This window comes from Caulobacter sp. BE264, assembly GCF_031457805.1.
In the GTDB taxonomy this organism is placed as follows: Bacteria; Pseudomonadota; Alphaproteobacteria; order Caulobacterales; family Caulobacteraceae; genus Caulobacter.
Window position 1 is genome coordinate 36,627 of record NZ_JAVDXI010000010.1, and the last position, 24,878, is coordinate 61,504.

The following is a 24,878-nucleotide window of genomic DNA, read 5'->3' on the forward strand; positions in this document are numbered from 1 at the left end:
ATGGGCTGGCGTCGGGTCAATGCGCGTCGCGCGACATCCCCGACTGCCGACGCAAGGCTTCGAGCACCGCCCGGCCGATCACCGGCTTGGGGATCACCTGATCGAAGCCGGCCGCGCGCGCGCGTTGCTCGAGATCCTCGTCGTAGAAGCCGGAGATCAGGATGGCGCCGCCGCGCCAGCCCTGGCGCCGGAGATGATCCAGGAGCGTCAGGCCGTCGAAGTCGGGCATCCGGTAGTCGAGGATCACGCAATCGGCTTCCCTGGCGCGTGGGTCGGCCAAGAGGGCGCTGCCGGTGGTGTAGCCGCTCACCGCGTAGCCGCGGGCTCGAAGCAAGAGCAGCAGGCCGCGTCGCACGCCCGGATCATCGTCGGAGACCAGAACCGTATAGCGGCGATCGCGCGGCGAGGGACTGACCGATAACATCGCGCGATCAAAACACCCGGTTGAAGCCCGCCAAACCTCGCACGTCGGCCGTCTCCAGGTCGCTACGTAAACCTCGCAGTCACTTGGGTTTGCGGCCCATCCCGGCGGCGAAGGCGATCCTAAGCGCCTCGGACAGGTTGCGCACGTCCAGCTTGACCATCAGGCTAGCGCGGTGCACCTCCACGGTGCGCGACGAGCATCCAAGGTCATAGGCGATGGTCTTGTTGGGATAGCCCTGGGCCAAACCCTCCAGCACTTCGCGTTCCCGAGGCGTGAGGGCGGCGATGCGCACATGCGCGTCGGCGGCCTCGATCGCGCGGATGTCGGCGTCGGCGATGCGCGCGAACGCCCGCTCGACCGCGCGCAACAGCGCGGCCTTTTCGAAGGGCTTTTCCAGGAAGTCGACGGCGCCGGCCTTCATGGCCTGCACGGCGACCGACACGTCGCCATGACCCGTCAGCACGATCACCGGCATGTGGATGCCGCGCTCGGCCATGGCTGTCTGCACCTCAAGGCCGTCCATCGCCGGCATGCGCACGTCGAGAATGACGCACCCCTGGGTCGTGGGCCGGGCCCGGGCCAGAAATTCGACACCCGAGGCGTAGGTCTCAACGCCAAGGCCGACCGCCTTCAACGCAAACCCGGCCGCGCGCCGGATGGCCTCTTCGTCGTCAACGAGGTGAATGACCCGCTTATCCGTCATAGTCCTCCTCCCCCGCCGCGTGGATCAAGGTGAAATGAAACCGGGCCCCGCCCAGCGCGGGCCGCTCCAACCAGATTCGCCCGCCGTGCGCTTCGATGATGGTCCGGCAGATCGAGAGCCCCAGACCCATGCCGTCGGCCTTGGTCGAGACGAACGCCGTGAAGAGCTGCTCGCCGATGTCCTCGGCGATGCCCGGCCCGCTATCCTCGACGGTGACCTCGATTAGGCCGTCGTCACGCAGGCTCGTCGCGATCCTGAGGTCGCGGATCGGCGAGTCCGCCATCGCCTCGATGGCGTTGCGCATCAGGTTGACCAGGACCTGTTGGATCTGCACCCGATCGACGAGGACGGGCGTGGCCGCCGGATCGAAGTCGAAGAAGCTGCGCACCCCCCGCTCGCGCGCGCCGACGAGCGCCAGCTGGCTAGCGTCGCCGACCACATGCGCCAGGTCGTGCAGGCTTTTCTCGACCTCGCCGCGCGCCACGAAGTCGCGCAGCCGGCGCACGATATGGCCGGCGCGCAGGGTCTCCTGCGCGGCCTCGTCCATCACCGAGCGCAAAGTGGCGAAGGGCTCGCCGGGTTCGGCCTCCAGCATGTCGCGGATGGTCTCCAGATAGAGCGAGACCGCCGCGAGGGGCTGGTTGAGTTCATGCGCCAGGGTCGAGGCCATGGTGCCCATGGCGCTCAGGCGGGAGACATGGACCAGTTCGGCCTGAAGCTCCTTCAGCTTCAGTTCGTCCCGCTCCTTGGCGGTGAGATCGCGGATGAAGCCGGTGAACAGCCGCTGGCCGTCCTCGCCGGCCTCGCCGACCGAGAGCTCCATCGGGAAAGTCGACCCGTCGCGGCGTAGGCCTACCACGACGCGGCCGACGCCAATGATCCGGCGCTCGCGGGTCTGCAGGTAGTGGGCGATGTATTCATCGTGCCGGCCACGGTCCGGCTCCGGCATCAGGCACGCGACATTGCTCCCGATCAGCTCGGCCTCGCGATAGCCGAACAGGCGCTCGGCCGCCGCGCTGAACGAGGTGATGGCGCCGGCCTCGTCGATGATGATCATCGCGTCCGGCACCGTCGCCAGGATCGATTGCAAATGCTGCTCGCGCGTTTCGATGGAGGCGCGCACCGCGGCCTCGTCGGTGATGTCGCGGGCGATGCAGGCGAAGCCGCGATGCGCGCCCGCGTCGAACAGCGGCGTGACGGTCAGGCGGGCGAGGTATTCAGCGCCGTTTTCGCAGACCCGCCAGGCCTCGCGCTCCAGCACGCCGTCGCGCAAGGCCGCGGCGAGATCCGCCCGGGGACGCCCGGCGTGGATCTCATCGGGCGGATAGAAGACATCGTGCTGCTGGCCGACGACGTGATCGGCTGACCAGCATTCGATCCGTTCGCCGCCGATATTGTAGCTCAGGACCCGTCCCGAGGCGGCAAGCAGCGTCAGGACATAGCCGCCGGCCTGGCGCAGAAACAGCCGCGCAAGCTGCTCGACGGCGGCCACGCCCGCCTCGGGGCCTTGATCCTGGTCGCGCATGCCGCCGGCTCAGGCCAGATCCGCGGCGCGCAGGCGCGGCGATGCGGCGCGAGCGCGAGCTTGGCGACACCCCGCGGGGCCGGACCGGCAGGCCGCCCGACAACGCCGCGCGCCAGCCTTCAGCCCCCACGCGCGCGGGTCCGATAGTGCATCCATGGGTCACGGTCTCGCTTGTATCCGCGGGGTCCTATCGCGTTTACGCGCGGGCCGGCCGGTCCCCTCAGAATTTCAGCGCAAAGTGCGGCCGCGCCGTTGCTTGGCGCCCGCGCGGCTTGTCGAACGCCTCGCGGCCTGTTGCCCTCTCCAGCCGCGGGTCTGAGGAGAGTACGTATTGACCCCGGCACGATCTCAGACCCTACAAGGGCTGCTGGCGAAAGGAACGCGCGGATGAACGAGACCAAGCCCACGGCGCATGGCGCCCCGGCGGCCGACCAGGTGAAGGACCCGGTCTGCGGCATGAGCGTGGACCCGGCCAAGACCGCGCACCATGCCGAGCACGCCGGCAAGCCGCACCACTTCTGCAGCGCGGGCTGCCGGGCCAAATTCATCGCCGATCCCGACCGCTATCTCGGCGCGCCGGCCGCGTCGGCCGCGTCGGCCGCGCCCGAAGGCGTCATCTGGACCTGCCCCATGCATCCGGAGATCCGCCAGGACCATCCCGGAGCCTGTCCCATCTGCGGCATGGCGCTCGAACCGGCGACGGTGACCGCCGACGCCGGTCCCAGCCATGAGCTGATCGACATGACCCGCCGCTTCTGGGTCGGTCTGGCTCTCAGCATCCCGGTGCTGATCCTCGAGATGGGCGGCCATCTATTCCCCGCGTTGCATCACATCATCCCGATGCCGGTTTCGATATGGGTCCAGTTCGCCCTGGCTACCCCGGTGGTCCTATGGGCCGGTTGGCCGTTCTTCGAGCGTGGCTGGGCCTCGCTGAAGACCCGCAACCTCAACATGTTCACGCTGATCGCCATGGGGACGGGCGTGGCCTGGATCTATAGCGTCGTCGCCACGCTCGCGCCCCAGGTCTTCCCACCCGCGTTCCAGAACACCGACGGCGTGGTGGCGGTCTATTTCGAGGCCGCGGCGGTGATCACCGTGCTGGTGCTGCTGGGCCAGGTGCTTGAACTGCGGGCGCGCGAGCGCACATCGGGCGCGATCAAGGCGCTGCTCAATCTGGCGCCCAAGACCGCGCGCCGCATCGCGGCGGACGGGTCGGAGGCGGAGGTCAGCCTCGATCTGGTGACGGTCGGCGATCGTCTGCGCGTGCGGCCCGGCGAAAAGGTCCCGGTCGACGGGGTGGTCGAGGACGGCCGTTCCTCGCTGGACGAGTCGATGGTCACCGGCGAGTCCATGCCGGTCACGAAGGCCAAGGACGACAAGGTGATCGGCGGCACGCTCAACCAGACCGGCGCGCTGGTCATCGTCGCCGACAAGGTCGGTCGCGACACCATGCTCGCCCGCATCGTCCAGATGGTCGCCGAGGCCCAGCGTTCGCGCGCGCCGATCCAGCGCATGGCCGACCAGGTCTCCGGCTGGTTCGTCCCGGTCGTCATCGGCGTGGCGGTCCTGGCCTTCATCGCCTGGAGCGTCTGGGGGCCCGAGCCGCGCTTCGCCTACGGACTCGTGGCCGCCGTCGCCGTCCTGATCATCGCCTGTCCCTGCGCGCTGGGGCTCGCCACGCCGATGTCGATCATGGTCGGCGTCGGCCGGGGCGCGGGCGTCGGCGTCCTGATCAAGAACGCCGAAGCGCTCGAGCATATGGAGAAGGTCGACACGCTGGTCGTCGACAAGACCGGCACGCTGACGGAGGGCCGCCCGGCGGTCACGCAGGTCGTGCCCGCGGCGGGGTTTGACGAGGTCGAACTGCTGCGGCTGGCCGCGTCCGTCGAACGGGCGTCCGAACATCCGCTGGCGCTGGCCATCGTCGAAGCGGCCAAGGCGCGCGGCGTCGCGGTCGCCGAGGTCAGCGATTTCGATTCCCCGACCGGGCGCGGCGCGCTGGGAACCGTCGAGGGCCGCCGCATCGTGCTCGGCAACGCCCGGTTCCTAGCCGACGAGGGCGTCGCGACCGAGGCCCTGGCGGAGCAGGCCGACGCCCTTCGCCGCGACGGGGCCACGGCGATCTTCATCGGCGTCGACGGCCGGGTCGGCGGCGCCTTCGCCATCGCCGACCCCGTCAAGGCGACCACGCCCGAAGCCTTGGCCGCCCTCAAGGCCGAAGGCATCCGGGTGGTGATGCTGACGGGCGACAACCGCACCACGGCCGAGGCGGTCGCGCGGCGTCTGGGCATCGAGGAAGTGGAAGCCGAGGTCCTGCCCGACCAGAAGAGCGCCGTCGTCGCGCGTCTCAAGCGCGAGGGGCGCGTGGTCGCCATGGCCGGAGACGGCGTCAACGACGCGCCGGCCCTCGCCGCGGCCGATGTCGGCATCGCCATGGGCTCGGGGACCGATGTGGCGATCGAGAGCGCGGGCGTCACCCTCCTCAAGGGCGACCTCAACGGCATCGTCAAGGCGCGGCGGCTGAGCCAGGCGACCATGTCCAACATCCGCCAGAACCTGGTCTTCGCCTTCATCTACAACGTCGCGGGCGTGCCCGTGGCGGCCGGCGTGCTCTATCCGCTGTTTGGCATCCTGCTCTCGCCGATCATCGCGGCCGCGGCGATGGCGCTGTCCTCGGTCAGCGTGGTCACCAACGCGCTGCGGCTCAATCGGCAGAAGATATGAGCATGCGCGCTCGTCCCGAAGCCGCCGCCCAAACCGCTCGCCGCCCCTAGGAGCCCGCCAATGCATTACAGCCGCGGAAATTATGAAGCGTTCGTCCGTCCCCGCAAGCCGGAGCGGGCCGACAGGGCGACGGCCTGGTTCGTCGGCGCGGGCCTCGCCGGCCTGGCGGGCGCGGCCTTCCTCATCAGGGACGGCGGCGTCGCGGGCGAGCGCATCACGCTTCTCGAGGAGTTGGAGCTTCCCGGCGGCGCCCTTGATGGCCTGGACGTGGCGGAAAAGGGGTTCGTCATCCGCGGCGGGCGCGAGATGGAGGCGCATTTCGAGTGCCTCTGGGATCTCTACCGCTCGATCCCCTCGCTCGAGATCGAAGACGCCAGCGTCCTCGACGAATTCTACCGGCTCAACAAGGACGATCCGAACGTCTCGCTGCAGCGGGTCACGCAGAGCCGCGGGCAGGATGTGCCCGACAAGGCGCTGCTGACGCTGAACGACAAGGCCCAACGAGAGCTCCTCTCCGTCTTCCTGGCGACCCGCGAAGAGATGGAGAACAAGCGGATCAACGAGGTGTTCGGCCCCGATTTCCTGAAGAGCAATTTCTGGCTGTTCTGGCGTACGATGTTCGCGTTCGAGGAGTGGCATTCGGCCCTGGAGATGAAACTCTATCTCCACCGCTTCATCCACCACATCGGCCAGCTCGCCGACTTCTCGTCGCTCAAGTTCAACCGGTACAATCAATACGAGTCGATGGTCCTGCCGCTGGTCAAGTGGCTGCAGGATCAGGGCGTCCGGTTCCGCTACGGCGTTCAGGTCACCGACATCGATTTCGCGATCGACGCCGAACGCAAGCAGGCGACGCGGATCGGCTGGATCGAGAAGGGCGCCGAGGGCGGCGTCGATCTTGGCCCCGACGATCTGGTGTTCATCACCATCGGGTCGCTGACCGAAAATTCCGACAGCGGCGACCATCAGACCCCGGCCAAGCTGAATCAAGGCCCGGCGCCCGCCTGGGACCTGTGGCGGCGCATCGCGGCCAAGGACCCGGCCTTCGGACGTCCCGACGTGTTCGGGGCCCATATTGCGCAGACCAAATGGGCGTCGGCGACCATCACCACGCTCGACGCGCGTATTCCGCAGTACATCCGCAAGATCGCCAAGCGCGATCCGTTCAGCGGCAAGGTGGTCACCGCCGGCATCGTCACGGCCAAGGATTCGAGCTGGCTGCTGAGTTGGACGGTCAGCCGCCAGCCCCATTTCAAGAAGCAGCCGAAGGACCAGCTCGTGGCCTGGTTCTACGCCCTGTTCGTCGATCGGCCCGGCGACTATGTGAAAAAGCCGATGCAGGCCTGCACTGGCGAGGAGATCACCCAGGAATGGCTCTATCACCTCGGCGTCCCGGTCGAGGATATCGCCGATCTCGCGGCGAGCGGCGCCAGGACCGTGCCGGTGATGATGCCCTATATCACCGCCTTCTTCATGCCCCGCCAGGCCGGAGACCGGCCGGACGTGGTCCCGGCGGGGGCCGTTAATTTCGCCTTCATCGGCCAGTTCGCCGAGTCCAAGCAGCGCGACTGCATCTTCACCACGGAGTATTCGGTCCGCACGCCGATGGAGGCGGTCTACACGCTGCTCGATGTCGAGCGCGGCGTGCCCGAAGTGTTCAACTCGACCTATGACATTCGCACTCTGCTGGCCGCCGTCGCGCCGCTGCGGGATGGCGAGGGCATCGAGATCCCCGGCCCCGCCATCCTGCGCAAGCTGCTGCTGAAGACGCTGGAAGGCACCGAGATCGCCAAGCTGGTCGAGCGGTTTCATCTGATCGCGGACTAGCGATCGCCGGGGCGGCCGCCGCGGCGAGCGTCTAGGCTCGCGGCGGCCGTCCCATCCCCGCCGCGAAGGCGATCCGCAGGGTCTGGGCCAAGGTCTGGACGCCGAGCTTGCGTACCAGGCTCGCGCGACAGACCTCGACCGTGCGCGAGGAGATCCCGAGATCATAGGCGATGGCCTTGTTCGCGCGCCCCTGGGCGAGACCTTCGAGGACATCCCGCTCGCGCGGCGACAGGGCCTCGACGCGGCCCTGCGCCTCGGCTTCCTCGGCCGCCCGGCCATCGGCCCGGTCGATGCGCGCGAAGCCGCGATGGAGCGCTTCGAGCAGCATGGCCTTTTCAACAGGCTTGGCCAGGAAGTCGACGGCCCCGGCCCGCATCGCCCGGACCGCCAGGGCGACATCGCCATTGCCGGTCAGCACGACGACCGGCATGTCGACGCCGATATCGGCCAGGGCGACCTGAACCTCAAGCCCGCCCAGGCCCGGCATCTGCATGTCCAGGATGACGCAGCCGATCTTGGCCTGCGTCGCGACGGCCACAAACGCCGTCCCCGACGGATAGGTCTCGACGCTGAAGCCCGTGGCGCGGAGCATGAAGCCGACCGACCGCTGGATCGTCTCCTCGTCGTCGACGATATGAACGACACGCTTGTCCCCCATGGGCCTCCTCAGGCGAACTGAGCGGGCGCCAGGCTGCAGCGGCGAATGCGGCGCCGCTTCGCGGACGCCTTGTGCGGGTTGGACCGGGGTCCAGGGTCAAGAGGCTTCGCCGTTCGCCTCCCGGCGGCTGGCCGAGGATTGGCGAACGCCGTTCACAGCAGGGCGCGCACGGCCTGGGCGATCGCCGGCGTCATGTCGATGGCGTTCGACGCATGGGCGACCGTGTTGGTGCTGACGATGCGCGCGACGTGTTCGCCCAGGACCTGGGCGGCGTCGCCGGCGAACAGCGCATGCACCACGACGCAGTCCGGCGGCGCAAAACCCAGGGCCTTGAGCTGGCGGGCCGCGACGGCGAGCGTGCGGCCCGACGAGGCGATGTCGTCGACGAGCACGGCTTGGCGGCCCAGGAAGGCGCCGGCGTTGGGGATCGAGATGTCGACCTCACGATCCCCGGACCGCTGCTTTTGGCAGACCAGGAACGGCGCGTCGGCGCCGGCCGCCACCTGCGCCACCCACTGCTCGCTCTCCAGATCGGGCCCGACGATCACCGGTCGGGCGACGTTCCGCCTGATCCACGACGCCATGAGCGGCGCGGCGTGAACGAGCTGGCTGGGGATTCGGTAGATCTCCGCCAGGGCGTGATGGCGGTGCAGGTGGGGATCGACGGTCACCAGCCAGTCGAGGTGGCGCGAGAGCACCGCCGCGAAAATACGCGACGTGACCGCCTCGCCCGGATGGAAACGGGTGTCCTGGCGCATGTAGGCCAGATAGGGCGCGATCAGGCCCACCCCGCGCGCGCCAAGCTCGCGCAGCGTGTCCGCCGCGAAGAGCAGCGGCGGCAATTTCGCGTCCGGACGCTCGAGGCCGCAGACCAGGATGACATCGCGCTCGGTGACGTCGCTGTCGATCCGAAGGTAGGTCTCGCCATCTGGAAACTGGCGCTGCAGCAGGACCCCTGCCTCCGCGCCGAGCGCTGGGCCAAGGGCTTGGGCCAGGCGCTCGCCGCCGTCCAAGGCGAAGACGATCGGCGGCGTCATGGCGCCGCGATCGCGAAGATCGCCCCGTCGCTCAAGGCGAAGGCGGCCGCATAGTCCAGTTCGCCGGGGCTCTCGGCGTGAAGGGTGCACAAGGGCGACCCCGCGACGATCGACTGGCCGAGCCGGGCGTGGACCGCCACCCCGGCCGCCTTGGCCATCGGCGCGCCCGCGAGCTTGGCGACGGTCGCGAGTTTGCGGTTGTCGATGCTGGCGATCCGGCCGCTGGAGGGCGCGGTCAGGTCTCGCTGGAAGCGGGCGACCGGCGGCGAGCGCATGCCGCCTTGGGCCTGGCAGATGCGCTTGAACTTGGCCCAGGCGCGGCCGCTCTCGAGGCTTTGCCGCGCGCGCGCGAGGCCAGCGCCAGGGGCCGCCACGCCCGCCAGCTCGAACAATCCCCCGGCCAGTTCACAGGCCCTATGGGCGAGATCCTCGACGCCGGGCTCGCCTTGAAGCACGGCCAGTATGTCCAGCGCCTCCAGCGCCGGCCCGATGCCGCGTCCGATCGGCTCAGCCCCAGGGCCATACATCACCCGCGTGCGCAGGCCGAAGGCGGCGGCCACCGAGGTGAGCGCCGCCTCGAGATCCCGCGCGGCCTCCAGGCTCCGCACCTTGGCGGTCGGTCCCACAGGAACGTCGATCACCAGGTGGGTCGCGCCGGCGGCGATCTTCTTGGACAGCACCGAGGCCACCAGCTGGCCGACCGCGTCGATGTCGAGCGCCCGCTCGACGCCAATGATCACGTCGTCGGCCGGGCTCAACCGAACCGCCCCGCCCCAGGCGATGCAGCCCCCCTCGCGCGCCACCACCCGGCGGATCGCGGCGATGTCGAGGTCGACGGGCGCCAGAACCTCCATGGTGTCGGCGGTGCCGGCCGGTGAGGTGATCGCGCGCGAGGAGGTCTTGGGCATGACCAGGCCTTCGGCCGCCATGATCGAGACGATGATCGGCGTGGTGCGGTTGCCCGGCAAGCCGCCGACGCTGTGCTTGTCGACGACGATCGGCCCAGGCCAGCTCAACTGCTCGCCGACCTCGACCATGGCCTTGGTCAGTCCGATCGTCTCGGCCTGATCGAGCGGCGCCGCCGAACAGGCGGTGACGAACGCCGAGAGGTGGACGTCGCTATAGCGATGCTCGGCGATATCCGCGACGATCGCCGAAAAGGCCGCCTGGCTCAGGCGCTCTCCATAGATCCGGCGGCGCACCGCCCGCAGCGAGGCCAACGGCGGAGCGTGGGCGACCTCCACGCGGTCGCCCGCCTTGACCCCGAGCCGGGCCCATGCGGTCTCGGAAAGGCCGATCTCGCCGGGGTCTGGCGTGTCGCCCGAGCTGTGCAACAAGGACACCACCGCCTCGCGGCCGCCGGCGCGCAGGACGACCTGGGCGCGCGACCCCAGGCCCTCGGACCGGCAGACCGGGCAGTCGTGCCGCATCACCGCGATCATGTCGCCGCCAGCCGCGGTGAGCCCCATGCGACGCGCGCGCAGCGTGGCCGACGCCGGCCTCGCGTCGGCCTGCTCGTGCCTTGGGACGCTCACGCCAGCCGCCCCCAGCTGCCGAGGGTCGGGACGGTGCAAGGCCAGCCGTGTTCCTCGCCGATGCGCTTGGCCAGGACCTGCGCGCCGGCCGGCTCGCCATGGGTGACATAGACATGCCGCGGCGCCGCCTGCATGGCGCCCAGCCACCGCATGAGCTCGTCGCTGTCGGCGTGGGCCGACAGCATGGTCAGGTTCGCCACCTCGGCGTGGACGGGGACGTGTTCGCCGTGGATCTTGATCGTCCGGGCCCCCGAGACGAGCGCAGCGCCGCGCGTGCCGGCCGCCTGGAAGCCGGAGAACAGGATGAGGTTGCGCTCATCCGGGGCGAACCGCTTGAGATGGTGCACGACGCGGCCACCGGTCGCCATGCCGCTGGCCGAGATGATCACCTTGGGGGTGGCGTCCGCGGTCAGCGCCTTGGATTCCTCGACTTCGCGCACATAGTGCGCGACGCCGCACGCGGCTTCGCATGCCGCGCGGCTCAGCCTGTGTTCGTCCATGAAATCACACATCAGCCCGCTGGCGTCGATCGCCATCGGGCTGTCCAGATAGATCGGCGCATCACGCAGCCGGCCGTCCGCGCGCAGACGGGACAGATGATAGAGCAGCGATTGGACGCGACCGACCGCGAAGGCGGGGATCACCACGGTTCCCCCGCGTCGGATGCACCGTTCGATATGGTCTCCCAGCGCCCGCGACGGATCCACGCGGTCATGGCGGCGGTCGCCATAGGTGGATTCGACGATGACGTAGTCGGCCCGCGCCGGCGGTTCGGGGTCCTTGATCACCGCGTCGTCATAGCGCCCGATATCGCCCGAGAAGAGAACCGACCGGCCCTTCCAGTCGATCTCGATCGACGCCGCGCCGAGGATGTGGCCGGCGCGATGGTAGCGCGTCCTGATCCCGTCGGCGAGCGAGCGCCATTCGCCAAACCCGATGGTCTCGAACAGCCGCAGGGCCAGGCGCGCGTCGGCCTCCGTGTAGAGCGGCAGCGCCGGATCGTGGCGCGAGAAGCCGTGGCGGTTGGCGAACTCCGCGTCCTTCTCCTGGATGCGCCCGCTGTCGGCGAGCAGCAGTTGGCAAAGGGCCGCCGTGGCCGGCGTGCTGAGGACGGTCCCATCCCATCCCAGGCGGGCCATGCGTGGCAGGGCGCCCGAATGGTCGAGATGGGCGTGGGTGAGCAGCACCTGCTCGACGTCGGCCACCTCGGGCGCAAGCGGCGCCCAGTTGAGGCGGCGCAGGTCCTTGGCCCCCTGGAACAGACCGGAATCGACCACGATCCGGGTCTGGCCGTCGTCCAGCAGGTAGCGCGAGCCCGTCACCGTGCCCGACGCGCCGAGGAAGGCCACGGCAAGGCCGCCGGCCGGCCGCTCGGCAAGGTCGATGCGCGCTTCGCGTTCAAGGGCGGCCGTTCCGAAATTGCCGTGGAGCCGTTGCTTCTTCCTGTTCCTGTGCATGGGCGGCTTGCCTCTGGTGATGATGCTCGCCGCGCAGCCTTTCAGGCTCGGTCGCCGCGGGCCAATACGCAAAGGCCGCAGACATCGCCGCCTGCCTCCGGGGACCCGCGGGCGCCGCCCCCACCCGCCGCTGCGGCCTCTACCTATACTTGGCGCCCGGGTCGCGGGCCTATGATAGGGCGTCAAGGCCTGAAGTGAGCGATCCATGGATGTTCAACACCAAAAGCTGCGTCGGCGCGGAACGATCGTCCTGGTCGGGTTCCTGCTGATCGCCGGCTTCTTCCTGACCACCGAGCACGCCGCGCATGTGCTCGGCGTCTTGCCCTATCTGCTCCTACTGGCCTGTCCGCTGATGCACCTGTTCATGCACCATGGCCATGGCGCCCATCAGCACGGGCGAGAGGACGCGCCCGGCCGCATCCCGGCGGACGCGCCGGCCAATCCCAACGAACCGGTCGAGAGGCAGCGGCGATGACCCATCCCGGTTACGGCTACGGCCTCTGGGGACTGGCTTTGGTCAACGCCGCCGTCTTCATCCTGTTCGCGTTCAGCTTCTTCAAGCCCGCGACCGGCCGCGACTGGCGCAGCTTCGGCGCGTTCAGCGCCTTTATCGTCGCCCTGTTCGCCGAGATGTACGGCTTCCCCCTGACCATCTTCCTGCTCTCGGGATGGCTGCAGTCGCGTTTTCCCAGTGTCGACTGGTGGAGCCACGACGCCGGCCACCTGCTGGAGATGATGTTCGGCTGGCGGGTCAATCCCCACTTCGGACCGTTCCATATCGCCAGCTTCGTGCTGATCGGGACCGGGTTCTGGCTGATCTCGGTCGGCTGGGTGGCGCTGCACGCCCGTCAGCGCCACCGGGAGCTGGCCACCACGGGGGTCTACGCCAGGGTGCGCCATCCCCAGTACGCCGGCTTCATCCTGGTGATGCTAGGCTTCCTGCTGCAGTGGCCCACGCTGTTGACGCTGGCGATGTTCCCCGTGCTGGTGGTGATGTACGTCCGCCTGGCCCGTCACGAGGAGCAGGCGGCGCTGGCGCAGTTCGGCGACGCCTATCGCGACTACAGGGCGCGGGTTCCCGCCTTCATCCCCCGCTGGCCGTTGCGTTGACCCCCGCCATCGCCGCGGGGGCGACCGGGCGATGCTCAGCGAAGGGGCGCGAGCATGGCGCTCATCTGGTCGATCTCCTGCTGCTGGCCCTTGATGATCGTGGCGCAAAGGCTGCGGATCTCAGGATCCTTCACCGGCGCGCGTCCGCACATCAGGATCGCGCCAGCGTGATGCGGGATCATCGAGCGCAGGAACTCGCGGTCGCCGACCAGCCACTGCTGGCGAATGGCCGCAAAGCACAAGACCCCGATGACAAGGCTGGACGCGACCAAGCCGCGGTTGAGGCCCTTGCGCGGATACATCATGCCCATGAGCACGAGTTCGAGCATGACCATCGGCGCGGTCATCAGGCCGGCCATGTAGGCCTGGTTGAAGCTTGGATGGATGTTCGCGGCCCTGTCGACCATGGCGTACATCAGGACATACATGGCCAGGAACGACAGCACGGTCATGGCGGCCAGGCGCAGGTAGGGCCTGTGGTGTTGATGGTCTTTGGGCGCGTGGTGCTCGGCCATGACTGTTTTCCGCTCCTGGAGCCCGGCGCAACCACGCGCCGGGGCGAGGTTTTCCAGCGGGTTGCGATGCTCCCACAACCGGCGAACGGCGCCCCCGTTCCGCCTCTGAAAATATTCACCGCGACCGCGCCAAAGGTCGAGGGATGGTCCAGGCCGCTGCGTATTGGACCAGATGGCGGCTTTCAGGCCCCGCCTCCAAGCCGTCGCCAGTCCGCGCGCGTCGCGGCAAATCGCATTCGGGGATTGTCCGGACATGACGAGGCCGTGTGACCGCGCTAAGCTCGCCCGATGCTAAGGCATGCGCTCGCTTTCCTGGCCGCCGTGGCCCTCGCGTTCAGTCCGCTGGCGGTCAACGCCGCGCGGGCTGATTGCGACATGGCCGGCATGGACGCGATGAGCATGATCGCCATGGCCCCCGCCGGCGACGACGTGGCCCAGGCCGAGCCCTGCTGCGATCACGGCAAGACCATGTCGGCCAAGGATTGCGCCAAGGCCTGCGCGATCAGTTGCGCCCTGTCCGTTGCGGCCCCCTGCCCGGGCTCGGAGACCCCGATCGCCGTCGGCTATCGCGTCGAGACCCGCTGGTCCAACACCAGCGGCCGCACCCACCGCCTCATCCCCGAAGATCCGCCCCCCCGAACGATCGCCTAGGACCGGCCCGAGGGCCGATCCCCGCCATCGCTGGTTTCACGCCCCGGTCCTGCCGGGCGCGCGTGATCGCCCGCGCTTTCGCCGGCTGGCTTTTCGATCTTCAAGGATGACCTTCATGTCTCCCCGCCTTCCCGCGCTGGCGCTCGTCTCCGGCCTAGCTTCCGCGACGACCGTCTCGGCCGCCACGCCACGCGCCTGCGGCTATTTGCGGGCCGCCCAACCGGCCTGCCTGGCTCGCTAGCTCGGCCGGGACGGGTGGGGCCGATCCCCTGTCTTCGCCCGTCCCGTCCGGCCCCGGCGAAGCGGCTGCAAACGCTTCGCCGGGGCGCTGGCCCCTCACGGCTTCCTCCAGGATTTTCGTCTCCATGCGTATTCTCCCCCTTCTGGCCGGGCTGAGCTTGGCGAGCGTCGCCCACGCCGCGCCCCTGACCTACGCCCAGAGCCTCGACGCGGCCGCGGCCAATGCGCCGGCGCTGCGCGCCGCGGCCCTGCAGGTCGAGGCCGCCAAGGCCTCGGCCAAGGCGGCCGGCGCCCTGCCCGATCCCAAGCTCGCCGTCGGCCTCGACAACTTCCCGGTCTCGGGGCCGCCGGCCGGCCGGTTCGGAACCGACGAGATGACCATGGGCAAGGTCGGCTTCAGCCAGGACATGCCCAGCGCCGCCAAGCGCCAGGCGCGGATCGGCCGGGCGCAGGCCGACATCGTCGCGGCCGGGGCCGAGGGCGCGGTCGAGGCCCGCCAGGTCCGGGTCGCCACGGCGCTGGCCTGGATCGAACTGCTCTACGCCCAGCGCAAGCTCGCCGCCCTGGACGGGGTGGTCGCCCAGCTGGCTCCCCTGTGGAGCGCCGCCCCGTCCGGCGTCGCGTCCGGACGCTCGCGGCCCGCCCAGGCGCTGGAGGCCGCGCAGATGCGCGCGGCCCTGGCGGATCGCCGCAGCGAGGCGGTCTCGGCCCTGGGAAGGGCCCGTGCGGCCCTGACCCGCTGGACCGGAGATCCCGACCCCGAGGCGCTCGGTCCGGCGCCCGACCTCGATCTCCCCCCCGCCAGTCTTCGGGCCGCGATCGACCGCCATCCCGCCGTGCTGGCCAAGGACGCCGCCGCCCGCCAAGCCCAGGCCGACGTCGCCCTGGCCAAGGCCGACAAGCAGCCCGACTGGAGCTGGGAAGTGGCCTACCAGCGCCGCGACCCGATGTTCGGCGACATGGTCTCGGCCGGGGTCAGCATCAGCCTGCCGCTGTGGGGCAAGAGCCGCCAGGATCCGATGATCGCCGCGCGCACCGCCAGCGCCGGCCGCGCCGACGCCCAGCGCGAGGACGCCCGCCGAGCGCTGAGCGCCCAGCTCGAGGCCGATCTGGCCGACCACGTCATGCATCACGAGCAATGGCTGCGGGCCCGCGACACGCTGCTGCCGCTGGCCAAGCAGCGGGCCCAGCTGGAGACCGCCGCCTATGGCTCCGGCGCGGCCGGTTTGCCCGACGTGCTGATCGCCTTCTCGAGCCTGGCCGAGGCCCAGCTCACCACCCTAGATCGCGAGGCCGCCGTCGCCATCGACGCCGCCCGCCTGACCCTCACCTACGGAAGCGACGATCAATGACCCCCTCCCCCTCGATGAAGGCCCTGCTCGGCGCCGGCGCCGCCCTGGTCGTGCTGGCCGGGGCCGGCGGCTATGGCCTGGCCCGCCTGACCGCCAAGCCGCCGATGCCGGCGACCTCGGCCGACAGCCGCAAGGTGCTCTACTGGTACGACCCGATGGTCCCGGCCCAGCACTTCGACAAGCCGGGCAAGTCGCCGTTCATGGACATGCCGCTGACGCCCAAATACGCCGGCGAGGCCGAAACCAGTGGTCCGGCGGCGGGGGTGCGGATCGACCCCTCGGCCGCCCAGAACCTCGGCTTCCGGCTGGCGACCGTGGAGGAAGGCGCGCTTTCCAGCGGCCTGACCGCCACCGGGATCGTCGACTTCAACCAGCGTGACGTCGCCGTCGTCCAGGCCCGCAGCGGCGGTTTCGTGCAGCGGGTTTATGGCCGCGCGCCGGGCGACGTGATCGCCGCCGGCGCGCCGCTGGCCGACCTGTTGGTTCCCGAATGGGGCGGCGCCCAGGCCGAATATCTGGCGGTCCGGCGCACCGGAGACGCGGCCCTGAGCGCCGCCGCCCGCCAGCGCCTGCGCCTCTTGGGCATGCCCGACGGCGTGGTCGCCGGTCTCGACCGAGACGGGCGGCCGCGCACGACGATCACCGTCACCGCGCCGCTCGGCGGGGTCGTTTCCAAGCTCGACGTGCGCGCCGGCATGACCGTGGGCGCGGGCCAGACCCTGGCCGAGATCAACGGCCTCTCGAGGGTCTGGGTCACGGCCGCCGTGCCCGAGGCGCAGGCCGGGCAGCTGCGTCCGGGCCAGGGCGTTGGCGTCACCCTGGCGGCCTATCCGGGCGAGACCCTGCGCGGGACGGTCCAGGCCGTGCTCCCGCAGGCCCAGGGCGACAGCCGCACCTTGCAGGCGCGGATCGAACTGGCCAACCGCGACGGCCGCCTCAAGCCTGGCCTGTTCGCCACCATCGCCTTCGACGCGGCGACGCGGACCGCCCTGCTGATCCCGTCCGAGGCGGTGATCCGCACCGGGGCGCGCGACGTGGTGATGCTGGCCGCCGACGGCGGCCGCTACCAGGCCGTCGAGGTCCGGACCGGGCGCGAAGCCGGAGGCCGGACGGAGATCCTGGCCGGCCTGTCTTCCGGCCAGAAGGTCATCGCCTCGGGCCAGTTCCTGGTCGATTCCGAGGCCAGCCTGGCGGGCCTGCAGGTCCGGCCGCTTCCGGCCTTGGGCCCTCAAACACCCCCAGGCGACACGCCCATGGCCAAGCCGATGGCCCCGGCCAAGCCGGCCCTGGCCGAAACCACCGGCCGCGTCGAGCAGGTGACCCCGGACGGCGTCACCCTCTCGCACGGCCCCGTGCCGGCCATCGGCTGGCCGGCCATGACCATGACCTTCCGCGCCGACCCGAGGCTGCTGAAGGGCGTGAAGGCCGGCGACCAGGTCCGCTTCGCCTTCGACCCGCCGCCGGCCGACCCGATCATCCGGCGCATCGCCAAGATCGGCGGTGGCGCATGATCGCCGCCCTGATCCGCTGGTCGGTCGCCAACCGCTTCTTCGTGCTGCTGGGCGCCCTGGCGCTGATCGTGGCCGGCGGCCTGGCCGTCCGCTCGACCTCGATCGACGCTTTGCCGGACCTCTCCGACACCCAGGTGATCATCCGCACCAGCTATCCGGGCCAGGCCCCGCAACTGGTCGAGAACCAGGTGACCTATCCCCTGGCCACCACGATGCTGTCGGTGCCGGGGGCCAAGACCGTGCGCGGCTACTCGTTCTTCGGCGACAGCTTCGTCTACGTGATCTTCGACGACAAAACCGACCTCTACTGGGCCCGCTCGCGGGTGCTGGAATATCTCAACCAGGTCCAGGCCCGCCTGCCCGAAAGCGCCCGCCCGGCCCTTGGCCCCGACGCCACCGGCGTCGGCTGGGTCTATGAGTACGCCCTGGTCGACCGAACCGGCGGCCACGACCTCAGCCAACTGCGATCCCTGCAGGACTGGTTCCTGCGCTATGAGCTGAAGACCCTGCCGGGCGTGGCCGAGGTCTCGGCGATCGGCGGCATGGTGCGTCAGTACCAGGTCGTGCTCGACCCGCAGAAGCTGGCCAGCTTCGGGGTCACGCACCAACAGGTCGTCGCCGCCCTGAAAGGCGCCAACGCCGAGACCGGCGGTTCGGTGCTGGAGCAGGGCGAAGCCGAATACATGGTCCGCGCCACCGGCTATCTGAAGACGATCGAGGACTTCCAGGCCGTGCCGCTGAGGACGGCGGCCGGCGGCGTCCCCGTGCGCCTCGGCGATGTGGCCATGATCCAGGTCGGCCCGGAGATGCGGCGCGGCATCGCCGAACTCAATGGCCAGGGCGAGGTGGCCGGCGGCGTGGTGATCCTCCGTTCCGGCGAAAACGCCCGCACGACGATCGCGGCGGTTAAGGCCAAGCTGGCCGAGCTGAAGAAGAGCCTGCCCCCGGGCGTCGAGGTGGTCACGACCTATGACCGCTCGGGCCTGATCGATCGCGCCGTCCACAACCTGACCGGCAAGCTCCTGGAGGAGTTCCTGGTCGTCGCCCTGGTCTGCGCGCTCTTCCTGGGCCATCTGCGCTCGGCGCTGGTGGCGATCATCTCCCTGCCCCTTGGGGTCCTGGCCGCCTTCCTGGTCATGAAGAGCCAGGGCGTCGACGCCAACATCATGTCGCTGGGCGGCATCGCCATCGCCATCGGGGCCATGGTCGACGCCGCCGTGGTGATGATCGAGAACGCCCATAAGAAGCTGGAGCGCTGGGCGCACGATCATCCGGGCGAGACCCTCACAGGCGAGACGCGCTGGACGGTGATCACCGAGGCGGCCGCCGAGGTGGGGCCAGCCTTGTTCTTTAGCCTGCTGATCATCACGCTGTCGTTCATCCCGGTCTTCACGCTGCAGGCGCAGGAAGGACGTCTCTTCCGTCCGCTGGCCTTCACCAAGACCTACGCCATGGCGGCGGCGGCCATCCTGTCAGTGACCCTGATCCCGGTGCTGATGGGCTACCTGATCCGCGGGCGTATCCCCGACGAGGGGTCCAACCCGATCAACCGCGTGCTGACGGCGGCCTACCGTCCGCTGCTGGACCGCGTCATGCGCCGCCCCAGGACCACCCTGCTGGTCGCCCTGCTGGCCTTCGCCACCACGGCCTGGCCGCTCGCCCACCTCGGGGCTGAGTTCATGCCCAACATGGACGAGGGCGACCTGCTCTACATGCCTTCGGCTCTGCCAGGCCTATCGGCGGCCAAGGCGGGTCAACTGCTCCAGCAGACCGACAGGATGATCAAGACCGTGCCTGAGGTTGACAGCGTGTTCGGCAAGGCCGGCCGGGCCGAGAGCGCCACCGATCCGGCGCCGCTGGAGATGTTCGAGACCACCATCCGTTTCAAGCCGCGCAACCAATGGCGGCCGGGCATGACCCCCGACAAGCTGGTGGCCGAACTCGACCAGCGCGTCCGTGTTCCGGGCCTGACCAATGTCTGGGTTCCGCCGATCCGCAACCGCATCGACATGCTGGCCACCGGCATCAAGAGCCCGATCGGGGTCAAGGTCTCGGGGGCAAACCTCGCCGAACTGGACCGCATCGCCCGCGAGGTCGAGGGCGTAGCCAAGGGCGTGCCCGGCGTCAGCTCGGCCCTGGCCGAGCGTCTGACCGGCGGGCGCTATGTCGATGTCCGCATCGACCGGGTCGCCGCCGCGCGGTTCGGGCTCAACATCGACGACGTCCAGTCCATCGTCTCCGGGGCCATCGGCGGTGAGACCATCGGCCAGACTGTCGAAGGCCTGGCGCGCTATCCGATCAGCGTCCGTTATCCGCGCGAGCTGCGGGGCAGCCTGGAAGGCCTGCGGGCCCTTCCGATCCTGACCCCGGGCGGCGCGCAGATCACCCTGGGAACGGTGGCCGAAGTCCAGATCGCCGACGGCCCGCCGATGCTCAAGAGCGAGAACGGCCGGCCGACCACCTGGGTCTATGTCGATGTGCGGGGCCGCGATCTGGCCTCGGTCGTCGGCGACCTGCACCAGGCGGTCGACCAGAAAGTCAGGCTGTCGCCCGGCGTCAGCCTCTCCTATTCGGGCCAGTTCGAATATCTGCAGCGAGCCGCCGACCGGCTGAAGATCGTCGTGCCGGCCACCCTGCTGATCATCTTCGTCCTGCTCTACGTGATCTTCCGCCGCTTCGACGAGGCGGGGCTGATCATGGCCACCCTGCCGTTCGCCCTGACCGGCGGGATCTGGACGCTCTACCTGGCGGGCTTCCACCAGTCGGTGGCCACCGGCGTCGGCTTCATCGCCCTGGCCGGGGTCTCGGCCGAATTCGGGGTGGTGATGCTGATCTATCTCAAGCACGCCATGGACGCCCTGGGCCCGAACCCGACGCCAGATCAGGTCGAGGCGGCCGTGCGCGAAGGCGCCCTGCTGCGGGTGCGGCCCAAGGCCATGACCGTGGCGGTGATCCTGGCGGGCCTGGCCCCCATTCTCTGGGGTCACGGGGCCGGCTCCGAGGTGATGAGCCGCATCGCCGCGCCGATGATCGGCGGCATGCTCACCGCGCCCCTGCTGTCGATGTTCGTGATCCCGGCCGGCTATCTGCTGCTGTGCCGCCGGCAGACCCGAACTTCCCAATCCGCTTCAACCTCAGCCTAAGGAGATACGCTGATGAAGACCCTATCTCTGATCCTCGCCGCCCTGGTGGCGACGACCAGCCTGGCCGCCTGCGGCCGCAAGACCGAGGCGCCGGCGGCCCCCGCCGCGCCAGCGCCCGCCGCCGCCACCGCACCGGCGGCGAGCAACGACATGGCCGGCATGGACATGGCCCCCGCCGACAAGATGGCCAAGGGCGTTGGCGTGGTGACCGCGATCGACAAGACCAGCGGCACGATCACCCTCGATCACGAGGCCATTCCCGACGCCGGCTGGCCGGCCATGACCATGGGCTTCAAGATCGCCCCGGCCCTGCTGGACGGGATGTCGGTCGGCGACAAGGTCGCCTTCGACCTGAAGCTCCGTGACGGCGCAGGCGAAGTCACCTCGATCCACAGACAATAGTCGCCAGTGGGGTTGGCGCGGACAGGGGATCGCGCCAACCCGACAAGCTGCGAAACTCCAGTTTTCGCTATCGGCTAGGCCGCGCTTCAGCCCACCATTTCGCCCTTTGCGCTCAGCGTTTGGATGAGCGGGCAGCCTGGATCTCGTCCCGCGTCGCAAGCTCTCACCGACGCGGCCAGAACCTGCTCCATCCGCTGAAGGTCGGCGATCCGGGAACGGACATCGTCAAGATGCGCCGCGGTCAGGTCGCGCACCTCGGCGCACGCGGCCTGTTCGTTGGCGGCAAGGTTCAGCAAGGCGCGGACCTCATCCAACTTAAACCCCAGCTCCCTCGCCCTGCGCACAAAACTCAGTCGCCCCACGTCTTGGGCGCTATAGCTCCGGTAGCGCCCGCGCCGCGGAGGGGCGGAAATCAGGCCGATCCGCTCGTAATAGCGGATCGTCTCGATGTTGCAGCCGGTTCGGCGAGAGAGTTCGCCGATCTGGATCGCGTGATTGGTCATGGCGCCCTCGATTAGCGCTTGAGTCTGTAGTGGCTACAGATGGCATCTGGGTCCGCGTCGAACCAGGAGGTGGTAAGATGACGACGCAAGACAGCCTTGAAACGCCGCGCGGCGGGGGAAGCGAACACCCCGCCCAAACGGCCCTGACTTGGGGGGCGCTGGTCGCAGCGGTAGGCGCGGTGTTCGCATGGGCTGCCTGCTGCATTCTGCCGATGTCCCTGGCGCTCGCGGGGTTGGGCCTGGGCGGCCTTGGCTGGATCGCGGGTCAGCGCACTTGGTTGACGATCCTCGCGCTCGGCGTCGTCGGCGCCGGCTGGATCGTGACTTGGCGTCGAGCGCGAGCATGCCGGATCGACGGCGCTTGCGCCGGTCCGTCACGGTTTGGAGTCAACCTGCTGGCCGCAGCCACCCTCTTCGTGGTTCTCGCCCTGCTCTGGCGGCCGATCATCGAACCTTGGGCCTTGGCCCTGATCCGGAGTGTGCGGGCATGAGCGATAAGATCCAGTCCCAGTCCACCCTGACTTGCCCGCAATGCGGGCATCAAACAACCGAGACCATGCCGACAGACGCTTGTCAGTACTTCTACGACTGCAAAGGCTGCGGCGCCGTACTCAAGCCCAAGCTTGGCGACTGCTGCGTCTACTGTTCCTACGGCGACGTTGCCTGCCCTCCGATCCAGGCCGGAGGCGGCGCGTGCTGCGGATGATGTCGGCGCGCGCCTGGCGGTTTTCTCAGAATTGTCTCGACGACTGGTCCAGTTCGGTAGGCCATCGCCGATACCGGTAGTGATGGTCACCGCCTGGGCGAAGTGACGGCGATCGCCAAGTCGTAGGACGCGGCGGCGAGGCGCGATCGACGCGCCTCGCCCGGTCTTGAGTTGGGTCTTCTAGGCGCTCTTGGTCACCTCGCCGCCAGCGCTGCGCCGCGACCACCAGAACCCGCCGACCAGGATGGCGAGCGTCATGGCCTGGGCCGCGACGCCCTCGATCGTCGGGAAGAAGCCCAGCAGTTCGATGCGCGGCAAGGCCAGAGGATGCAGGTCCAGAAGACCAGCCTCCTGCAGGGCGGCCACGCCCTTGCCGGCCAGGACGACCGCCAGGATCGCCATCAGGATGGCGCTGTATTCGAAGAACTGGCCGATCGGCAGGCGCTTGGAGAACCGCAGCATGGCCCAGCCGATGGCGGCCAGGACGATGACGGCGCTGCCGACTCCCGCCAGCACCGCGCCGGCCCCGCCCTGGGTCCACAGCGCTGTCAGGAAGAGGATGGTTTCGAACACCTCGCGATAGACGACGATGAAGGCCAGCAGGAACAGGAACCAGGCCGATTGCTTGGACAGCGCGTGGGACAGCTTCTCGCGGATATAGACCTGCCAGGCGTCGGCCTGGGCCTTGCCGTGCATCCACAGGCCCACCGAGATCAGCACCGCCGCGGCGATCACCGAGCCGAAGCCTTCGGTCAGTTCCCGGCTGGCCCCGCTGATCGAGATGAAGAAGGTCGCCGCCGCCCAGGTCAGGCCGCCGGCCGCCAGGGCCGCGATCCAGCCGCCATGGACGTAAGGCAGCACGTCGGCCCGCTCGGCCTTGCGCAGGAAGGCGATCATGGCGACCACGATCAGCAAGGCCTCCAGGCCCTCGCGCAGCAGAATGGTGAAGGCGCCGGCGAAGCTCGACAGGCCGCTGGCCTTTTCCGGGGCCAGGGCGCGGCCGGCGGCGGCGAACAGGGCGTCCAGGCGTTCGATCTGAGCGCGGACCTCGCTGGCCGGCGCGGTCTTGCCGATCGCGCCGCGCACGTCGCCCATCGCCCCTTCGATCCGCCGCATCAGGGCCGGATCGCGAGCGCCCAGTGACGGTTCGACCGGCTCGAAGCCGTCGAGATAGGCGGCCAGGGCCAGGTCGGCGGCGGCCTTGCGGTCGCCGGCCTCATAGGCCTTGAGGCTGGCGGCCAGCTGCTGGCGAGCGACGTCGAGCGATCCGCCGCCGGTGCGGGTGACGACCTCGGGATGGCGGCGCAGATAGGCGGTCAGCGCCCGGGCCTTGGTTTCTCCCACGGCGGCCGCCAGGGCGGCCGGGGTGGTCTGGGTCAAGGTCTGCAGGTCGGGGAAGCGGGCGCGGACGGCGGCGTCCTCGTTCCAGAGCTTTTCGCCGGCGGCGGCCTCGGCGTTGCTGAAGGCGAAGCGACCGACATAGAAGGCCAGATCCCAGCGGTCGTCGGACGGCAGGTGGGCGTAGCTGGCCATGGCGGTGCCATCCAGGCCCTGCTGGATCACTTGGTAGAGGCCAAAGACGCTGCGCTGTCGGGCGCGCTCGACGTCGGCGAAGGCGATCGGCGGCGGATCCAGACCCACCGCGTTGGGGCCATCGGCCTTGCCGGTCTCGCCATGGCAGGCCGCGCAGTTTTCGGCATAGAGCGCCGCGCCGCGCGCCAGGTCCGGCGCGCGCTGCGGAGCCAGGGGCGTGGGATAGGCGGCCAGCAGATCATTGGCCAGGGCATGGGCCTTGGCCGAGACCACTGCCGGCTCCTGCTTGGCGGCGATCGTGGCTTGCAGGCTCTCAGCCTTGGCCAGGAGATCAGGCTGGGCCTTGGTGGCGGGAAGGCCGGCGATGCGCTCGCGGACCTGGCCGGCGAACTCGTTCATCTCGGCATATTCGGACGGGCTGATGATCTTGCCGTCCTTCACCGCCCCGGCGTAGTCGACCGACAGGTAGTCGAGCAGCCGCCAGGCGGTCTGGGACGAGCTGGCCTCCTGGGCCTGGGCCATCGGCGCGGCCGCGAGAAGTAGAACCGCCAGCAGGCTGGCGAGGAACGAGGCCACGCGCCCCTTGAGACCAGTAATCATTATCAATCCATGGGCGCGAAATGGCGCATGTGGCAATAGCTTGAGCATGCGTCAGGAAGTCGCGAGAGAGGCGCGATGTTCGGCGCGGGCTTGGCGGATGATCTGGTAGGCGGAGCTGAGGAAGACCCCAGCGAGAAGCACCCCGACGATCAGGTCCGGCCAGCGCGAACCGGTCAGCCAGACTAGCCCGCCGGTGGCCGCGACGCCCAGGCATTGGATCAGGTCGTTGCGGGTGCAAAGCCAGACCGAGCGGACATTGGCATCGCCATCGCGGTAACGGACCAGCAGCCCGGCAGCGGCGAGATTGGCCAGAGCGCCGAACAGCCCCAGGGCCGAGATCGCCTCACCAGACGGCGCAGCGCCCGTCCAGGCCCGCCAAGCGGCGAAGCCGGCGACAGACAGAGCGACGGCGCCGAGGCTAAGACCCTTGAACAGGGCCGCGCCGGTGCGAATGCTGACGGATTTGCCTATGGCCCACAAGCTGATGGCGTAGGTGGCGCTGTCGGCCAGGAAGTCCAAGGCGTTGGCCGACAGGGACGCCGAACCCTGAGCGAGGCCCCCGACAAGCACCACCACGAAACCGACGAGGTTGATTGCGATCACCCAGGTCAGGGCGCGACGGTACTCGGGTGAGGCGCCGTCGAACTTGACGTCGCTTCCACAGCCGCACCCCGACGTGGCCGGCTCGCTGGAACAGGATTCGCTCATGGCGCCACCCTGCA

Annotated in this window: 23 protein-coding genes; 12 read left to right on the forward strand and 11 right to left on the reverse strand. The window is 69.4% G+C overall.

Going from position 1 to position 24,878, the window contains the following annotated elements; translation table 11 throughout:
- Positions 1–16 precede the first annotated feature (16 nt).
- The 3 genes from J2X45_RS19210 to J2X45_RS19220 all read right to left on the reverse strand — a co-directional run bounded on the left by J2X45_RS19210 (position 17) and on the right by J2X45_RS19220 (position 2,652).
- Positions 17–424 (reverse strand): response regulator, encoded by a 408-nt coding sequence (locus J2X45_RS19210; RefSeq protein WP_099504371.1) that lies wholly within the window; start codon positions 422–424, stop codon positions 17–19.
- Between the two features lie 79 nt (positions 425–503).
- Positions 504–1,127, reverse strand: coding sequence for a response regulator transcription factor (locus J2X45_RS19215; protein ID WP_099504373.1), 624 nt, complete (start codon positions 1,125–1,127; stop codon positions 504–506).
- Complete coding sequence (locus J2X45_RS19220; protein WP_184717250.1) at positions 1,117–2,652, reverse strand: PAS domain S-box protein; 1,536 nt, start codon at positions 2,650–2,652, stop codon at positions 1,117–1,119. Before J2X45_RS19220 ends, J2X45_RS19215 begins: the two co-directional genes overlap by 11 nt.
- Before the next feature lie 387 nt (positions 2,653–3,039).
- On the opposite strand from J2X45_RS19220, the gene J2X45_RS19225 reads away from it, so the two are divergent.
- Both J2X45_RS19225 and J2X45_RS19230 read left to right on the forward strand, forming a co-directional pair.
- Positions 3,040–5,376 (forward strand): heavy metal translocating P-type ATPase, encoded by a 2,337-nt coding sequence (locus J2X45_RS19225; protein ID WP_062099706.1) that lies wholly within the window; start codon positions 3,040–3,042, stop codon positions 5,374–5,376.
- 60 nt (positions 5,377–5,436) lie between these two features.
- Positions 5,437–7,203, forward strand: coding sequence for an oleate hydratase (locus J2X45_RS19230; protein WP_062099707.1), 1,767 nt, complete (start codon positions 5,437–5,439; stop codon positions 7,201–7,203).
- A gap of 31 nt (positions 7,204–7,234) precedes the next feature.
- Here the strand turns inward: J2X45_RS19230 and J2X45_RS19235 are convergent, their stop codons facing one another.
- From J2X45_RS19235 to J2X45_RS19250, 4 genes are all read right to left on the reverse strand, one after another.
- Positions 7,235–7,861, reverse strand: coding sequence for a response regulator (locus J2X45_RS19235; RefSeq protein ID WP_310218127.1), 627 nt, complete (start codon positions 7,859–7,861; stop codon positions 7,235–7,237).
- Between the two features lie 152 nt (positions 7,862–8,013).
- On the reverse strand, positions 8,014–8,898 hold the full coding sequence (locus J2X45_RS19240; RefSeq protein ID WP_062099709.1) for a ribose-phosphate pyrophosphokinase: 885 nt from the start codon (positions 8,896–8,898) through the stop codon (positions 8,014–8,016).
- Positions 8,895–10,433 (reverse strand): thymidine phosphorylase family protein, encoded by a 1,539-nt coding sequence (locus J2X45_RS19245; protein WP_062099727.1) that lies wholly within the window; start codon positions 10,431–10,433, stop codon positions 8,895–8,897. The genes J2X45_RS19240 and J2X45_RS19245 overlap by 4 nt, the downstream gene beginning before the upstream one ends.
- Entirely contained in the window at positions 10,430–11,890 is a 1,461-nt protein-coding gene (locus tag J2X45_RS19250; protein ID WP_062099710.1) for an MBL fold metallo-hydrolase RNA specificity domain-containing protein, read from the reverse strand. The genes J2X45_RS19245 and J2X45_RS19250 overlap by 4 nt, the downstream gene beginning before the upstream one ends.
- A gap of 205 nt (positions 11,891–12,095) precedes the next feature.
- Here J2X45_RS19250 and J2X45_RS19255 point away from each other — a divergent pair, with 205 nt between their 5' ends.
- Both J2X45_RS19255 and J2X45_RS19260 read left to right on the forward strand, forming a co-directional pair.
- A complete protein-coding gene (locus tag J2X45_RS19255) occupies positions 12,096–12,365 on the forward strand; it encodes a DUF2933 domain-containing protein (RefSeq protein ID WP_062099711.1) in 270 nt (89 codons plus the stop codon).
- A complete protein-coding gene (locus tag J2X45_RS19260) occupies positions 12,362–13,000 on the forward strand; it encodes an isoprenylcysteine carboxylmethyltransferase family protein (RefSeq protein WP_062099712.1) in 639 nt (212 codons plus the stop codon). The genes J2X45_RS19255 and J2X45_RS19260 overlap by 4 nt, the downstream gene beginning before the upstream one ends.
- Before the next feature lie 35 nt (positions 13,001–13,035).
- On the opposite strand, the gene J2X45_RS19265 is transcribed toward J2X45_RS19260, so the two are convergent.
- On the reverse strand, positions 13,036–13,515 hold the full coding sequence (locus tag J2X45_RS19265) for a DUF305 domain-containing protein (RefSeq protein ID WP_062099713.1): 480 nt from the start codon (positions 13,513–13,515) through the stop codon (positions 13,036–13,038).
- 288 nt (positions 13,516–13,803) lie between these two features.
- Between J2X45_RS19265 and J2X45_RS19270 the strand changes: the two genes are divergently transcribed.
- From J2X45_RS19270 to J2X45_RS19295, 6 genes are all read left to right on the forward strand, one after another.
- Positions 13,804–14,166 carry a hypothetical protein gene (locus tag J2X45_RS19270; RefSeq protein WP_062099714.1) on the forward strand — a complete coding sequence of 121 codons (363 nt, stop codon included), beginning with the start codon at positions 13,804–13,806 and terminating at the stop codon, positions 14,164–14,166.
- Between the two features lie 115 nt (positions 14,167–14,281).
- Positions 14,282–14,407 carry a hypothetical protein gene (locus J2X45_RS19275; protein ID WP_255357039.1) on the forward strand — a complete coding sequence of 42 codons (126 nt, stop codon included), beginning with the start codon at positions 14,282–14,284 and terminating at the stop codon, positions 14,405–14,407.
- Between the two features lie 124 nt (positions 14,408–14,531).
- Entirely contained in the window at positions 14,532–15,758 is a 1,227-nt protein-coding gene (locus J2X45_RS19280; RefSeq protein ID WP_066681845.1) for a TolC family protein, read from the forward strand.
- A complete protein-coding gene (locus tag J2X45_RS19285) occupies positions 15,755–17,269 on the forward strand; it encodes an efflux RND transporter periplasmic adaptor subunit (RefSeq protein ID WP_310218137.1) in 1,515 nt (504 codons plus the stop codon). Before J2X45_RS19280 ends, J2X45_RS19285 begins: the two co-directional genes overlap by 4 nt.
- Complete coding sequence (locus J2X45_RS19290; protein ID WP_304279889.1) at positions 17,266–20,412, forward strand: efflux RND transporter permease subunit; 3,147 nt, start codon at positions 17,266–17,268, stop codon at positions 20,410–20,412. Before J2X45_RS19285 ends, J2X45_RS19290 begins: the two co-directional genes overlap by 4 nt.
- A gap of 12 nt (positions 20,413–20,424) precedes the next feature.
- A complete protein-coding gene (locus tag J2X45_RS19295; protein WP_304279887.1) occupies positions 20,425–20,814 on the forward strand; it encodes a copper-binding protein in 390 nt (129 codons plus the stop codon).
- Between the two features lie 86 nt (positions 20,815–20,900).
- On the opposite strand, the gene J2X45_RS19300 is transcribed toward J2X45_RS19295, so the two are convergent.
- Complete coding sequence (locus tag J2X45_RS19300) at positions 20,901–21,317, reverse strand: helix-turn-helix domain-containing protein (RefSeq protein WP_304279885.1); 417 nt, start codon at positions 21,315–21,317, stop codon at positions 20,901–20,903.
- Positions 21,318–21,394: 77 nt separating this feature from the next.
- Here J2X45_RS19300 and J2X45_RS19305 point away from each other — a divergent pair, with 77 nt between their 5' ends.
- Together J2X45_RS19305 and J2X45_RS19310 are read left to right on the forward strand one after the other, a co-directional pair.
- Entirely contained in the window at positions 21,395–21,808 is a 414-nt protein-coding gene (locus tag J2X45_RS19305; protein ID WP_304279882.1) for an MFS transporter permease, read from the forward strand.
- Positions 21,805–22,023 (forward strand): GDCCVxC domain-containing (seleno)protein, encoded by a 219-nt coding sequence (locus J2X45_RS19310; protein ID WP_304279879.1) that lies wholly within the window; start codon positions 21,805–21,807, stop codon positions 22,021–22,023. The genes J2X45_RS19305 and J2X45_RS19310 overlap by 4 nt, the downstream gene beginning before the upstream one ends.
- A 180-nt stretch (positions 22,024–22,203) precedes the next feature.
- Here J2X45_RS19310 and J2X45_RS19315 read toward each other — a convergent pair whose 3' ends face one another.
- Together J2X45_RS19315 and J2X45_RS19320 are read right to left on the reverse strand one after the other, a co-directional pair.
- On the reverse strand, positions 22,204–24,156 hold the full coding sequence (locus J2X45_RS19315; protein WP_304279876.1) for a cytochrome c/FTR1 family iron permease: 1,953 nt from the start codon (positions 24,154–24,156) through the stop codon (positions 22,204–22,206).
- Between the two features lie 51 nt (positions 24,157–24,207).
- Complete coding sequence (locus tag J2X45_RS19320; protein WP_310218142.1) at positions 24,208–24,864, reverse strand: cation transporter; 657 nt, start codon at positions 24,862–24,864, stop codon at positions 24,208–24,210.
- Positions 24,865–24,878 lie beyond the last annotated feature (14 nt).